The 14,517-nt window shown below is 56.3% G+C and carries 16 protein-coding genes; 12 read left to right on the plus strand and 4 right to left on the minus strand.

What is annotated here, in order from left to right:
- The first annotated feature begins 97 nt into the window (after positions 1-97).
- Complete coding sequence (murJ, locus tag NMC31_RS03285; RefSeq protein WP_253896950.1) at positions 98-1,633, plus strand: murein biosynthesis integral membrane protein MurJ; 1,536 nt, start codon at positions 98-100, stop codon at positions 1,631-1,633.
- Positions 1,634-1,681: 48 nt separating this feature from the next.
- On the opposite strand, the gene flgN is transcribed toward murJ, so the two are convergent.
- The 3 genes from flgN to flgA form a co-directional block, all read right to left on the minus strand.
- Positions 1,682-2,107 (minus strand): flagella biosynthesis chaperone FlgN, encoded by a 426-nt coding sequence (gene flgN, locus NMC31_RS03290; RefSeq protein ID WP_253896951.1) that lies wholly within the window; start codon positions 2,105-2,107, stop codon positions 1,682-1,684.
- A gap of 4 nt (positions 2,108-2,111) precedes the next feature.
- Positions 2,112-2,405 (minus strand): flagellar biosynthesis anti-sigma factor FlgM, encoded by a 294-nt coding sequence (gene flgM / locus NMC31_RS03295; RefSeq protein WP_149464680.1) that lies wholly within the window; start codon positions 2,403-2,405, stop codon positions 2,112-2,114.
- 93 nt (positions 2,406-2,498) lie between these two features.
- Positions 2,499-3,158 (minus strand): flagellar basal body P-ring formation chaperone FlgA, encoded by a 660-nt coding sequence (flgA, locus tag NMC31_RS03300; protein WP_149464681.1) that lies wholly within the window; start codon positions 3,156-3,158, stop codon positions 2,499-2,501.
- 157 nt (positions 3,159-3,315) lie between these two features.
- Between flgA and flgB the strand changes: the two genes are divergently transcribed.
- The 11 genes from flgB to flgL all read left to right on the plus strand — a co-directional run bounded on the left by flgB (position 3,316) and on the right by flgL (position 13,230).
- Entirely contained in the window at positions 3,316-3,732 is a 417-nt protein-coding gene (gene flgB, locus NMC31_RS03305) for a flagellar basal body rod protein FlgB (protein ID WP_253896952.1), read from the plus strand.
- A gap of 3 nt (positions 3,733-3,735) precedes the next feature.
- Positions 3,736-4,140, plus strand: a complete 405-nt coding sequence (gene flgC, locus NMC31_RS03310; protein ID WP_149464683.1) for a flagellar basal body rod protein FlgC — start codon at positions 3,736-3,738, stop codon at positions 4,138-4,140.
- 11 nt (positions 4,141-4,151) lie between these two features.
- Positions 4,152-4,841: a flagellar hook assembly protein FlgD gene (gene flgD, locus NMC31_RS03315; protein ID WP_108475748.1), complete on the plus strand. Its 690-nt coding sequence runs from the start codon at positions 4,152-4,154 to the stop codon at positions 4,839-4,841.
- 14 nt (positions 4,842-4,855) lie between these two features.
- A complete protein-coding gene (gene flgE / locus NMC31_RS03320) occupies positions 4,856-6,109 on the plus strand; it encodes a flagellar hook protein FlgE (protein WP_253896953.1) in 1,254 nt (417 codons plus the stop codon).
- Positions 6,110-6,127: 18 nt separating this feature from the next.
- Complete coding sequence (locus NMC31_RS03325; RefSeq protein WP_253896954.1) at positions 6,128-6,883, plus strand: flagellar basal body rod protein FlgF; 756 nt, start codon at positions 6,128-6,130, stop codon at positions 6,881-6,883.
- An 8-nt stretch (positions 6,884-6,891) separates the two neighbouring features.
- A complete protein-coding gene (gene flgG, locus NMC31_RS03330) occupies positions 6,892-7,674 on the plus strand; it encodes a flagellar basal-body rod protein FlgG (RefSeq protein WP_015964871.1) in 783 nt (260 codons plus the stop codon).
- A 136-nt stretch (positions 7,675-7,810) separates the two neighbouring features.
- Complete coding sequence (gene flgH, locus NMC31_RS03335) at positions 7,811-8,509, plus strand: flagellar basal body L-ring protein FlgH (protein WP_149464686.1); 699 nt, start codon at positions 7,811-7,813, stop codon at positions 8,507-8,509.
- A gap of 11 nt (positions 8,510-8,520) precedes the next feature.
- Positions 8,521-9,618 carry a flagellar basal body P-ring protein FlgI gene (locus NMC31_RS03340; RefSeq protein WP_253896955.1) on the plus strand — a complete coding sequence of 366 codons (1,098 nt, stop codon included), beginning with the start codon at positions 8,521-8,523 and terminating at the stop codon, positions 9,616-9,618.
- The gene (gene flgJ, locus NMC31_RS03345) at positions 9,618-10,565 is read left to right on the plus strand and encodes a flagellar assembly peptidoglycan hydrolase FlgJ (protein WP_253896956.1); all 948 of its coding nucleotides are present in this window, start codon (positions 9,618-9,620) and stop codon (positions 10,563-10,565) included. Before NMC31_RS03340 ends, flgJ begins: the two co-directional genes overlap by 1 nt.
- Before the next feature lie 73 nt (positions 10,566-10,638).
- The gene (flgK, locus tag NMC31_RS03350; protein WP_253896957.1) at positions 10,639-12,279 is read left to right on the plus strand and encodes a flagellar hook-associated protein FlgK; all 1,641 of its coding nucleotides are present in this window, start codon (positions 10,639-10,641) and stop codon (positions 12,277-12,279) included.
- Positions 12,280-12,294: 15 nt separating this feature from the next.
- Positions 12,295-13,230 carry a flagellar hook-associated protein FlgL gene (gene flgL / locus NMC31_RS03355; RefSeq protein WP_253896958.1) on the plus strand — a complete coding sequence of 312 codons (936 nt, stop codon included), beginning with the start codon at positions 12,295-12,297 and terminating at the stop codon, positions 13,228-13,230.
- 43 nt (positions 13,231-13,273) lie between these two features.
- Here the strand turns inward: flgL and NMC31_RS03360 are convergent, their stop codons facing one another.
- On the minus strand, positions 13,274-14,476 hold the full coding sequence (locus NMC31_RS03360) for an MFS transporter (protein WP_253896959.1): 1,203 nt from the start codon (positions 14,474-14,476) through the stop codon (positions 13,274-13,276).
- Positions 14,477-14,517 lie beyond the last annotated feature (41 nt).

Consider the following 14,517-nt stretch of genomic DNA (forward strand, 5'->3'; position numbering starts at 1 on the left):
ACTAACGCCTCTTCAGGCTCCTGCCTGTAAACCGCAGCCCGGCCATCGCGCCGGGCTGTTGCAGGCATTTTGCTTCCGGTTGTGGAATAACACGTTAATGAATCTATTAAAATCGCTGGCAGCTGTCAGCTCGATGACCATGTTTTCACGCGTGCTGGGTTTTGCGCGTGATGCCATCGTGGCAAGGGTTTTTGGTGCGGGAATGGCGACAGATGCCTTCTTTGTTGCGTTCAAGCTGCCTAACCTGCTGCGCCGTATTTTTGCCGAAGGCGCGTTTTCTCAGGCTTTTGTGCCGATTCTCGCGGAATACAAAAGCAAGCAGGGTGAAGACGCGACCCGGGTATTTGTTTCCTATGTTTCCGGTTTATTGACGCTGGCGTTAGCGCTGGTGACGGTCATTGGTATGCTGGCGGCACCGTGGGTTATCACGATCACCGCGCCGGGCTTTGCCGATACGGCGGATAAATTTAACCTCACCTCGCAGCTGCTGCGCATTACCTTCCCCTATATTTTGCTGATTTCACTCGCCTCGCTGGTGGGGGCCATTCTTAATACCTGGAACCGCTTCTCGGTGCCGGCGTTTGCGCCCACACTGCTTAACGTCAGCATGATTGGTTTCGCGCTGTTTGCCGCACCCTATTTTAACCCTCCAGTGCTGGCGCTGGCGTGGGCGGTGACCGTGGGCGGCGTGCTCCAGCTGGCGTATCAGCTACCGCATCTGAAGAAAATTGGCATGCTGGTGCTGCCGCGCATCAATTTAAAAGATGCGGGCGCGATGCGCGTGGTGAAGCAAATGGGGCCGGCTATCCTTGGTGTCTCCGTCAGTCAGATTTCCCTGATTATCAACACCATTTTTGCCTCTTTCCTGGTTTCCGGTTCCGTTTCGTGGATGTACTACGCTGACCGTCTGATGGAGTTCCCGTCCGGCGTGCTGGGTGTGGCGCTGGGGACGATCCTTCTGCCGTCGCTGTCGAAAAGCTTTGCCAGCGGTAATCATGATGAATATTGCCGTCTGATGGACTGGGGGCTGCGCCTGTGCTTCCTGCTGGCGCTGCCGAGCGCCGTGGCGCTGGGTATTCTGGCGAAACCGCTGACCGTATCCCTGTTCCAGTACGGTAAATTCACCGCGTTTGATGCGGCGATGACGCAGCGTGCGCTGGTGGCCTATTCCGTCGGCCTGATAGGGCTTATCGTCGTGAAAGTACTGGCGCCGGGATTCTACTCGCGTCAGGACATCAAAACGCCGGTGAAAATCGCGATTGTAACGTTGATTATGACGCAGCTAATGAACCTCGCGTTTATCGGCCCACTGAAACACGCGGGTCTGTCGCTGTCGATTGGTCTGGCGGCCTGCCTGAACGCCAGCCTGCTCTACTGGCAGTTGCGTAAGCAGAAAATCTTCACCCCGCAGCCGGGCTGGAGCAAATTCCTGGTGCGTCTGATTGTCGCGGTGCTGGTGATGGCTGCAGCGCTGCTGGGGATGATGCACGTTATGCCAGAGTGGTCGCAGGGGGCCATGCCGGTGCGCCTGTTACGCCTGATGGCGGTGGTTGTGGTGGGGATTTTTGCCTACTTCGCCACGCTTGCGGTGTTGGGTTTCAAAGTGAAAGAGTTTACACGCCGGACGGCGTAATAAGATGCGGCGGCGGGAGCGTGATGTTTCCCGCCGTCCTGATTGCAGTTAGACGGTAAATTTCTTGCCGCTGCGCGGTTGTCCCGCCGTTTGCCCATCCTTGCCATACAATCCCGTCTCCTGAAAAGGCTTCAGCACGTCCAGTGCCTGCTGGTTACGGGCGATTTGGCCTTCCAGCAACCAGCCGTTGTGCTGATTGAGATCACGCAGTTGCTGCGTTTTCTGCGTAATGTTCAGCCAGCGCGAAGTCACGTCATCGTCATTGGCGCAACGCTGCGCTTCCTGCTCCATGCGACGCTGTTGTTCCAGATAATCGAGCGCCGCCAGCAGCGAGCTTTTATCTTCGGTTATGCGCTGCAGCAGGCTTCCGTTCACGCTTCCGGCAGAAAGCTGCTGTTGCTCGGCATCCATCACCTCTTTCAGCGAGTTCAGGATAGCGGTCATTTGATCCAAAATATCGGGCAGACGACTCATGCGGTTAGTTACTCTGTAGATAATTCTGCGTTTCCTGAATCAACGCATCAGCAATTTTACCGGTATCCATTTTTAGCTCACCGTTGCGAATAGCGGTTTTCAACGCTTCCACGCGATCCAGATTGATATCACGGGTATCTGATTGCGTCAGGGTTGTTTGGGCGTCACTCAGTTTGACGCTGGTGCTGTTAATCTCAGCGTTTTTTTCCACACGCGCTTTCGGCGTTTGGGTCTCGTTTGGTTCGCGAGCCTGTACCGCGTTAACAGGATTCAGAGGCGATGTACGTTCAATGCTCATGTGCTTTCCTCATGGAGGCTTATGATGGCGCAGGGATTGCCATTTTCATTTGTTAATACTTTATCGGCAATCGCCGTACTTTCTTTATTAAGATTATAAGTTAATCAGAACATTCCCATCCGCATTCACTTCGCCGCTAACCACCTGGCCTGAGGACATACGCACGCGTGCGTTTTGCGCCACGGCGGCGTTATTCAGCGCCTGACCTTCACTGTTGACGCTAAAACCGTCGCCTTTCGCGATGACCTGGACGCGTTGCCCGGCTTTTACCCGCCAGGCGGCGCGGATCATGGTCAGCTGTAACGCTTGCCCGGCGGCAACATCGCGCAGGCTGACTGCATCCTGTGCCTGATTGATATCCAGCATCGTGCGCGGCGGCAATTGGTCCAGACGGCCACGCTTCAGCGTGACCGACTGTGCATTCAGCATGGTGCCACGCGCAATCGGCCCGGCGGCGACCACATAATTGCCTGTGGCCTGCACCGTTACCTGCAAATAACGTTTTTCATTGCCACAGCGTGCCACCACGTTCAGGTTCCCCCACAGCCGGGCATTACCTGGCGTACTGAGCACCGGTTGCTCACAGGAGGGCTGCATCGCGAGCGGGCTACGCAGTTGTACCACAACCTCATCACTTAACCCTTCCAGCCTTTGGCTGAAAAACGACGACAGCTGACTTTGCAGGTCCAGAGCGTGGGCGAACGGGCTGGCGAGCAGTAAACACGCGGCCAGTGAGGTAGTGAGCTTCAGCATCGAACACTCCGTCAGAGAGGGTAGTGTGAGTATTTTACGCATCTGCTACCGACTTCAACGGAATAAATAGCGACGCATATTGTGTTTATTCCGGCGATAACGCGCGCATAAGGCGAATTAAGCTGTCGGCTGGAATTTTGTCATCTGCGGAGGAGCCATGCTCGATAAACTCGACGCCGCGCTGCGTTTTCAACAGGAAGCGCTGAATCTGCGCGCTGAGCGCCAGGAGATTCTGGCCGCTAATATCGCCAACACCGATACCCCGGGTTATCAGGCGCGCGATATCGATTTTGCCAGTGAAATGAAAAAAGTGATGGAACGAGGACGGGCTGGCACCAACGGTGTGGCGCTGTCGCTCACATCCGTTCGTCACATACCCGCACAAAATCTCTCATCTGCCGCCACCGATTTGCTTTACCGCATTCCCGATCAGCCCGCACTCGACGGAAACACCGTTGATATGGATCGCGAGCGCACGCAGTTCGCCGATAACAGTTTGCAGTATCAGACCGGGCTTACGGTCCTGGGTGGGCAAATCAAGGGGATGATGAGCGTCCTCCAGCAGGGGAATTAATGTATGGCCTTACTGAATATTTTTGATGTGGCGGGCTCAGCGCTCACCGCGCAGTCCAAGCGGCTGAACGTGGCCGCCAGTAACCTGGCAAACGCCGACAGCGTCACCGGCCCGGATGGTCAGCCGTATCGTGCAAAACAAGTTGTTTTTCAGGTGGACGCGCAGCCGGGGGCGGCAACGGGCGGGGTAAAAGTGAGCGATGTGATTGAAAGCCAGGCGCCCGATAAGCTGGTCTTCCAGCCGGGTAATCCGCTGGCGGATGCAAAGGGTTATGTGCGCATGCCAAACGTTGATGTGGTCGGCGAGATGGTTAATACCCTGTCGGCCTCGCGCAGCTACCAGGCCAACGTCGAGGTGATGAACACCGTGAAAAGCATGATGCTCAAGACCCTCACGCTGGGTCAATAACGGAGAGAACAATGTCCATTGCAGTGAACGTCAATAGCACCAGCGCGACCAGCGCAACCAGCAACAGCGGGTCGCTGACCAGCAGCAGCGCGGATGATTTACAGAACAGTTTCCTGACACTGCTGGTGGCGCAGCTGAAAAATCAGGACCCCACCAACCCGATGGATAACAGCCAGCTCACCAGCCAGCTGGCGCAAATCAGCACCGTAAGCGGTATTGAGAAACTCAATACGTCGCTGGGTTCCATTTCCGGGCAAATCGACAGCAGCAAATCATTGCAGGCGTCATCGCTGATTGGTCACGGCGTGATGATCCCCGGCACGACAGTGCTGGCGGGCAAAAACAGCGATGGCGACGGCACAGATACCACGCCGTTTGGCGTTGAGCTTGAGCAGGCGGCCGACAAAGTGACCGCTACGATAACCGACAGTAACGGCAATGTCGTCAAAACGCTGGATATCGGCGCACTGACCGCAGGCGTGCACACCTTTACCTGGGACGGCACCGGCACGGACGGCGCGGCGGTGGCGGATGGTGCGTACAACGTCAGCATTACCGCCAGCAGCGGCACCACGCAGCTGGTGGCGCAACCGCTGAAATTTGCGCTGGTGCAGGGGGTAACGCTGAGCGGCAATGGCAACCAGTTGGATCTTGGCACCTACGGCACCACCACGCTCGACGAAGTTCGTCAGATTATCTAATTCAGGAGTGAAACATGGGCTTTTCTCAAGCAGTCAGCGGCATGAATGCCGCGTCCAGTAATCTCGATGTTATCGGCAACAACATTGCTAACTCCGCAACCTACGGCTTTAAATCAGGCACCGCCTCGTTTGCCGATATGTTTGCTGGTTCGAAAGTGGGGCTGGGGGTGAAAGTCGCCGGGATCACCCAGGACTTTACTGACGGGACCACCACCAGTACCGGGCGCGCGCTGGATGTCGCCATCAGCCAGAACGGTTTTTTCCGTCTCACCGACAGCAACGGTTCCGTTTTCTATAGCCGTAACGGCCAGTTTTCCCTCGATGCAAACCGTACACTGGTGAACACTCAGGGCTTGCAGGTGACCGGTTATCCGGCGTCCGGCACGCCGCCGACCATTCAGCAGGGGGCGAATCCGACGGCGATTACCATCCCGAACTCGCTGATGTCGGCAAAAGAGACCACCACCGCGGCGATGCAGGTCAACCTCAACTCGACGGATGCTAAACCGAGCGTTGCAACGTTCGACCCGACCAACGCTGACAGCTACAACAAAAAAGGCACGGTAACCGTATATGACAGTCAGGGTAACGCCCATGACATGAATATCTATTACGTAAAAACCGATGACAACAAATGGGATATCTATACCCAGGACACCAGCGTAAGCGGTGCGGCTGCGAAAAAAGCGGCGCAGATGTCCTTTAGTAACAATGGCACGTTGAGCGGGATCCGCAATTATGACAATGCGGGTGTCCTCGCAACCGATGCTAACGCCAATCCTGAAGTTCAGATAGCGATTGATCCGCTTAACGGCTCCGCCGCCGGTTCTTTCTCCCTGAGTTTCCTCAATTCTATGCAGCAGAACACCGGCGCCAACAACATCGTCGCCACCTCGCAAAACGGTTACGCGCCGGGCGATTTAGTGAGCTATCAGATTAACGAAGATGGCACCGTGGTTGGGAACTATTCCAACGAGCAGAGCCAGTTACTCGGTCAAATCGTACTGGCGAACTTCGCCAATAACGAAGGCCTGCAATCAGAAGGCGATAACGTCTGGTCTGCCACACAGTCCTCCGGCGTGGCGCTGTTGGGCACCGCGGGCAGCGGTAACTTTGGCAGCCTGACCAACGGCGCGCTGGAAGCGTCTAACGTCGATCTCAGCAAAGAGTTGGTCAATATGATTGTTGCCCAGCGTAACTATCAGTCTAACGCCCAGACCATCAAAACCCAGGATCAGATCCTGAACACGCTGGTTAACCTGCGTTAATCCCGATAAGGCAGCTTTATGGATCACGCAATATATACGGCGATGGGCGCGGCGAGCCAGACAATGGAGCAGCAGGCGGTCACCGCCAGCAACCTGGCTAACAGTTCGACGCCGGGCTTTCGCGCCCAGCTTAACGCCATGCGCGCGGTACCGGTCGACGGAATGTCAGTGCCGACGCGAACGCTGGTAACGGCCTCCACGCCGGGTGCGGATATGACGCCTGGCCAGCTCGACTACACCTCGCGTCCGCTGGACGTGGCGCTACAACAGGATGGCTGGCTGGCGGTGCAAACCGCGGATGGCGGGGAAGGGTATACCCGTAACGGCAACATTCAGGTAGGGCCAACCGGGCAACTGACCATTCAGGGCAATCCGGTAATGGGCGATGGTGGCCCGCTCACCGTGCCGGAAGGCGCGGAAATCACCATCGCGGCGGACGGCACGATTTCGGCACTCAACCCTGGCGATCCGCCGAATACGGTCGCGCAGGTGGGACGGCTGAAAATGGTGAAGGCGGATAACACGGAAATCGTGCGCGGCGATGATGGCGTATTTCGCCTGACCGCAGAAGCGCAAGCCACCCGTGGCCCGGCGTTACAGGCCGATCAGTCTATCCGTTTGCAGTCCGGTGTGCTGGAAGGCAGTAACGTCAAACCCGTGGCGGCGATGGCCGATATGATTGCCAGCGCCCGCCGATTCGAAATGCAGATGAAGGTTATCAGCAGCGTGGATGAAAACACGCAGAAAGCTAACCAGTTGCTGTCAATGAGCTAAGGAAAATCATGATCAGTTCATTATGGATCGCCAAAACCGGCCTCGACGCGCAGCAGACCAATATGGACGTTATCGCCAACAACCTGGCGAACGTCAGTACCAATGGTTTTAAGCGTCAGCGAGCGGTTTTTGAAGATCTTCTTTATCAAACGGTACGTCAGCCGGGGGCGCAGTCTTCAGAACAAACCACGCTGCCGTCCGGTTTGCAGATTGGTACAGGTGTGCGCCCGGTTGCCACCGAACGTCTGCACAGCCAGGGCAACCTGTCGCAGACCGATAACAGCAAAGACGTGGCGATTAAAGGCCAGGGTTTCTTCCAGGTGCTGCTGCCGGATGGTACTTCCGCCTATACCCGCGATGGTTCATTCCAGGTCGATCAGAATGGTCAACTGGTAACGGCGGGCGGTTTTCAGGTGCAACCGGCGATCACCATTCCGGCGAATACGCTGAGCATCACCATTGGCCGCGATGGCATTGTCAGCGCGACTCAGCAGGGGCAGACCAACCCGGTGCAGGTGGGACAGCTTAACCTGACCACCTTTATGAACGACAGCGGGCTGGAAAGCATTGGCGAAAACCTGTACGTCGAAACGCAGGCATCCGGTGCGCCGAATGATTCCACGCCGGGGTTGAACGGCGCGGGGTTGCTTTACCAGGGGTATGTTGAAACGTCCAACGTTAACGTGGCGGAAGAACTGGTCAATATGATTCAGGTACAGCGCGCCTACGAAATCAACAGTAAAGCGGTATCGACCACCGACCAGATGCTGCAGAAACTGACGCAACTGTAACGGCTGTGTCGGATGGCGCTGCGCTTATCCGACCTACAAACGGATAGGCGTAACGCCATCTGGCAAACACCTTACCAATACTACCTCCAGGCCGGATAAGCGCAGCGCATCCGGCGCAAACCAAAAGATGAGAACCATGCAAATAACCGCAGCGTTTCGCTATCCGCTTTTAACGGCACTGGCGCTCTCCATGACCGGGTGTGCTTTCATTCCCAGCAAGCCGCTGGTGGAAGGCGCAACCTCGGCACAGCCGATCCCCGGCCCGGTACCGGTAGCGAACGGCTCAATATTTCAGACGGCGCAGCCGATCAACTACGGTTATCAGCCGCTGTTTGAAGACCGTCGCCCGCGCAATATTGGCGATACGCTCACCATCGTACTGCAGGAAAACGTCAGCGCCAGCAAGAGTTCTTCGGCCAACGCCAGTCGCGATGGCAAAACCAACTTTGGCTTTGACGTCGTACCGCGTTACCTGCAAGGTCTGTTTGGCAACGCGCGCGCGGATGTTGACGCCTCCGGCGGTAATACGTTCAACGGTAAAGGCGGCGCGAATGCCAGCAACACCTTTAGCGGCACATTAACCGTCACTGTCGATCAGGTTCTGGCGAACGGCAATCTTCACGTGGTGGGGGAAAAACAGATTGCCATTAATCAGGGCACCGAATTTATCCGCTTCTCGGGCGTGGTTAACCCGCGCACCATCAGCGGCAGTAATACCGTGCCGTCCACCCAGGTGGCGGATGCGCGTATTGAATATGTGGGCAACGGCTATATCAACGAAGCGCAGAATATGGGCTGGTTGCAGCGTTTCTTCCTGAATTTATCGCCGATGTAATGAGGTGCAATATGTTTAAAACCCTGATTAGCGTGGCGCTGATTCTGGTAAGTACTTTGGTACAGGCCGATCGCATTCGCGATCTTACCAGCGTGCAGGGCGTCAGGGAAAACTCCCTGATTGGCTACGGTCTGGTGGTGGGGCTGGACGGTACGGGCGACCAAACGACGCAGACGCCGTTCACCACCCAGAGCCTGAACAACATGCTGTCGCAACTGGGGATCACCGTTCCGGCAGGCACCAACATGCAGCTGAAAAACGTGGCGGCGGTGATGGTCACCGCCCAGTTCCCGGCGTTTGCGCGTCAGGGGCAAACTATCGATGTGGTGGTCTCCTCAATGGGTAACGCCAAAAGCCTGCGCGGCGGCACGCTGTTGATGACGCCGCTGAAAGGGGTTGATAGCCAGGTGTATGCGCTGGCGCAGGGTAACATTCTGGTGGGCGGCGCAGGCGCGTCGGCGGGCGGCAGTAGCGTGCAGGTCAACCAGCTTAACGGCGGGCGCATTACCGGCGGGGCCACCATTGAACGCGAGTTGCCGACACAATTTGGCGCGGGGAACACCATTAACCTTCAACTGAATCAGGACGATTTCACCATGGCGCAGCAGATTGCAGACACCATTAATCGTCGCAGTGGTTTTGGTAACGCCACCGCGCTGGATGCCCGCACCGTGCAGGTTCGTGCGCCGCAGGGCGGCAGTGGTCAGGTGCGTTTGCTGGCGGATATCCAGAATCTGGAAGTGGGCGGCGTACCGCAGGATGCGAAGGTGATTATTAACTCGCGTACCGGTTCGGTGGTGATGAACCGTGAAGTGACGCTGGATACCTGTGCCGTGGCGCAGGGCAACCTCTCCGTTACTGTGAACCGACAGGCGCAGGTCAGCCAGCCGGATACGCCATTTGGCGGCGGCCAGACGGTAGTAACACCGCAAACACAAATCGATTTACGTCAGAGCGGCGGCTCGCTGCAAAGCGTGCGTGAAAGTGCCAATCTGAACAATGTAGTGCGCGCCCTGAACGCGCTGGGCGCGACGCCGATGGAGCTGATGTCGATTCTGCAATCAATGCAAAGCGCCGGGTGCCTGCGTGCGAAAGTAGAGATCGTCTGATGCTGGGCGACAGCAAATTAACTGCCAGCGCAGCGTGGGATGCGCAATCGCTTAACGAACTCAAGGCGAAAGCCGGGCAGGATCCGCAGGCTAACCTGCGGCCTGTCGCCCGTCAGGTGGAGGGTATGTTCGTGCAGATGATGCTGAAGAGTATGCGCGAGGCGCTGCCGAAGGATGGTCTCTTCAGCAGCGATCAGACCCGGCTCTACACCAGCATGTACGATCAGCAAATTGCCCAGCAGATGACCGCCGGGAAAGGACTGGGGCTGGCGGAAGAGATGGTGAAGCAGATGCAGACGCAGAAGGAACCGTCCGCTGCGGTGGGGCAGGTACCGATGAAGTTTGATCTGCAAACGGTCACTCGCTTTCAGAACGATGCGCTGACTCAGATGGTGCGTAAAGCGCTGCCGAAAACGTCGGGCGGGAGCGATGCGCCGCTCTCCGGCGACAGCAAAGATTTCCTCGCGAAACTGGCGCTTCCGGCGCAGGTGGCAAGCGAGCAGAGTGGTATTCCGCACCACCTGATTCTGGCGCAGGCCGCGCTGGAGTCGGGCTGGGGCCAGCGGCAAATTCGCCGTGAAAACGGCGAGCCCAGTTATAACCTTTTTGGCGTGAAAGCCTCGGGTAGCTGGAAAGGACCGGTGACGGAAATCACCACCACCGAATATGAAAACGGTGAAGCGAAGAAGGTGAAAGCGAAATTCCGCGTCTACGGTTCGTATCTGGAAGCGCTGTCGGATTATGTGGGTTTGCTGACGCGCAATCCACGCTATGCCGCGGTCACCAACGCGTCAACCGCCGAGCAGGGGGCGCAGGCGTTGCAGAATGCCGGATACGCCACTGACCCACAGTACGCGCGCAAGTTAACCAATATGATTCAGCAGCTTAAAGCTTTAAGCGATAAAGTCAGCAGCGCGTACCGAAATGATATTGAAAATCTCTTCTGATACACCTCAAGTTTGCCAGGCGGCGACCGATAACGATTAAAGGCCACGCGTCTGAACGTATAAAAGGAAGAACATGTCCAGTTTAATCAATAGCGCCATGAGTGGGTTGAGTGCGGCACAGTCGGCACTGAATACCACCAGTAATAATATTGCCAGCTACAACGTCTCGGGCTATACCCGCCAGACCACGGTACTCGCTTCGGCGAACAGTACGTTAGGTGCGGGAGGCTGGGTCGGCAATGGCGTCTACGTTTCTGGCGTTCAGCGCGAATACAACGCATTTATTACTAACCAGCTGCGTACGGCGCAGAGTCAGAGCAGCGGGTTGACCACGCGTTATGAGCAGATGTCGAAAATCGACGATATGCTTTCCGGCACCACTAACTCCCTCTCCACCACGCTTCAGGATTTCTTCTCCAGCATGCAAACGCTGGTGAGCAACGCTGAAGATCCCGCCGCGCGTCAGACCGTTCTGGGTAAAGCGGATGGTCTGGTCAATCAGTTTAAAGTCGCCGATCAGTATCTCCGCGACCAGGATAAACAGGTGAACCTTTCTATCGCGACAACCGTTGATCAAATCAACAACTACGCGAACCAGATTGCCAGCCTGAATGATAAAATCTCGCGTCTGACCGGCGTGGGGGCAGGGGCTTCTCCGAACGACCTGCTGGATCAGCGCGATCAGTTAGTCAGTGAGTTAAATAAGCTGGTGGGCGTAGAAGTCAACGTGCAGGACAGCGGAACGTTCAACGTCACCATGGCGAACGGTTATACGCTGGTGCAGGGCAGTAATGCGCGTCAGCTCGCCGCCGTACCGAGCAGCAGCGACCCGACGCGTACCACCGTGGCGTATGTGGATAACGTCGCGGGGAATATTGAAATTCCGGAAAAACTGCTCAACAACGGCTCACTGGGTGGCTTGTTGACCTTCCGCTCGCAGGACCTTGACCAGACTCGCAATAGCCTTAACCAAATGGCACTGGCCTTTGCGGATGCGTTTAATGCCCAGCATGCACAGGGTATTGACGCGAATGGCGACAAAGGAAAAGACTTCTTCACCATCGGCGCCCCGTCTGTTGTGGCGAACAGTAAAAATAGCGGTAAGGCGTCGCTGACGGCGGAGGTGACGGATGCCTCTAGTGTACAGGCCACGGATTATCGCGTGAGCTATAAAAACGGTGAATGGCAGGTGACGCGTCTTTCCGACAACACTACGGTGAAAGCGGAGCAGAAGGATGGCGCATTAAACTTTGACGGGCTCTCCGTCACGGTTAGCGGCACGCCAGCGGAGAACGACAGCTTTACCGTGAAGCCAATCAGTGATGCGATCGTCAATATGAGTGTGGCAATAAGCGATGAATCTGAGCTCGCACTGGGTATTGATGACGCTGAAAATGGCGAAAGTGATAACCGTAACGGCCAGGCTTTGCTGGACCTGCAAAACGCGAAGCTGGTGGGAAATTCGAAAACCTTCAACGACGCGTATGCAGCCATGGTCAGCGATATCGGGAATAAAACCTCAACGCTTAAAACCAGCAGCACCACACAAAGCAATGTCGTCACCCAGCTCAGCAAACAGCAGCAATCCATTTCCGGCGTGAACCTGGATGAAGAGTACGGCAACCTGCAGCTCTTCCAGCAGTACTATCTGGCGAATGCCCAGGTGCTGCAAACGGCAAGCACCCTGTTTGATGCCCTGATTAATATTCGCTAAGGAGAGGAATAACGCATGCGTGTCAGTACCCTGATGATGTATCAGCAGAATATGCGAGGGATCACCAGTTCCCAGTCAGAATGGCTGAAATACGGTGAACAGATGTCGACCGGCAAGCGGGTTAACCGCGCATCCGACGACCCGGTGGCGGCATCGCAGGCAGTGGTGCTGTCTCAGGCGCAGGCGCAAAACAGCCAGTTTGCCACCGCCAGGACATTCGCTACCCAGCGCGTATCGATGGAAGAAAATACGCTGGCGCAGGTGACTACCGCGATTCAGTCGGCGCAAGAGAAAATCGTTTACGCCGGGAACGGTACATTGAGCGATGACGACCGGGCCTCGCTGGCAACCGACCTGCAAGGGATCCGCGATCAGCTTCTCAATCTGGCGAACAGCCAGGACGGGAATGGTCGCTATATTTTTGCCGGTTATAAAACTGACACGGCGCCGTTTTCTGACGAGGGTAAGTATGTCGGCGGCACTGAGAACGTAGCACAGCAGGTCGATGCGTCGCGTTCAATGGTGATTGGTCATACGGGTGACAAGATTTTTGATAGCCTGACAAGTAATGCGAAACCGGACACGGACAGCAACCTGTTTGCGATGCTGGATAGCGCCATTGCCGCGCTAAATACGCCGGTGAGCGATGACGAAGACGCGCAGGCTCTTGCCAGTGCCGCTATCGACAAAACCAACCGTGGGCTAAGCAACTCGCTTAACAATGTGCTGAGCGTGCGTGCTGAACTGGGCACGCAGCTTAATGAGCTGGATAAACTTGACGCCCTGGGCGATGACCGTGCGTTAAGCCAAACGCAGCAGATGAGTAACCTGGTGGATGTGGACTGGAATGAGACTATCTCTAACTACGTGATGCAGCAAACCGCGCTACAGGCATCCTATAAAGCGTTTAGTGATATGCAGGGAATGTCGCTGTTTCAGTTGAATAAATAACGTTTAAGGCCGGAGGAGGGTTCTCTCCGGCCCATCAGGATTCTCATTCTGTTAGCAATTGTGCTCGGCGCATACGATGGGTTTCCACTTTACGCACTATCCACGCACAGCCACCGGCAACGGTCGCCAATCCGACTACGCCTTCCCAACCCGCCAGCGCATACAGCTGACTCCCCAGCACTGACCCGAGCGCCATGCCAATAAAGACGACGGTAAACAGCAGCGCGTTCAGGCGACCGCGGGCCTGAGGTTCGAGGCTATACACCAGATTCTGGTGCGCAACCAGGCTTGATTGCAGTCCCAGGTCGAAGCCAATGGCGGAGAGGGCGATTAACGCCAGTTGGGCCATCGGTGGCAAAACAGGCAGAATAAACATCAGTGCAAAGGAAACCGTGACCAGTGCAGCGCCTAACTGCGTGACTTTCTCGGCGCCAACTTTATCTGCCAGCCCACCGGCCAGCGGCGCGGCGAGAGCGCCTGCTGCCCCGGCAATCCCGAAACCACCGGCGACGGCGCTGCCCATATGGTGATGTTCCAGCAGCATCACCGCGAGCGTTGACCAGAACGCGCTAAACGCAATTGAAAGTAGCCCCTGCGCCAGCGCGGCACGACGTAAGGTGGGATAACGCTGCCACAGATGTACCAGTGAAACCATTAATGCCGGATAGCTCAGGCTGGAGTGCGCGGTAAAGCGTGGCAGTACGCGCCACATCAGCACGCCAATCAGCGCGATACTCACTGCCGCGGCCTGATACACCACCCGCCAGCCAAAGAGTTCGCCAATCACGCCGCTCACGGTTCGCGACAGTAAAATTCCCAGTAATAACCCCGTCATTACCGTGCCGACCATTTTCCCTTGTTTCCCGGCCGGGGCGAGAATAGCGGCGGCAGGCACGATATCCTGCGCCATTGTTGCCGCCATACCGATCAACAGGCTGACGACTAACAGTGGATGAAAATGCTGCGTCACGCTGCACAGCAGCAGAAGGGCTGCCAGCATGACGCTTTTCAGCAGGATCAGCGTACGACGATCGTAGCGGTCGCCGAGCGGTAACAGAAATAAAATCCCCAACGCATAGCCCGCCTGGGTGAGGGTAGGGATCAGCCCCATTCCTTCAACATTCAGATGTAAGCTGTCGCCCATCAGTGGTAGCAGCGGCTGGGCATAGTAGATGGCGGCGACGCTAAACCCTGCGCCCAGCGCAAGGATAAAGATAAGCCAGCCCGGATTAACATGTGTTTTCATCAGGTATTCCTCAGATTCGGTATGGCGCTATTTTTCCCCGA

Source organism: Pseudocitrobacter vendiensis (assembly GCF_943590815.1).
Classification (GTDB): Bacteria; Pseudomonadota; Gammaproteobacteria; order Enterobacterales; family Enterobacteriaceae; genus Pseudocitrobacter; species Pseudocitrobacter vendiensis.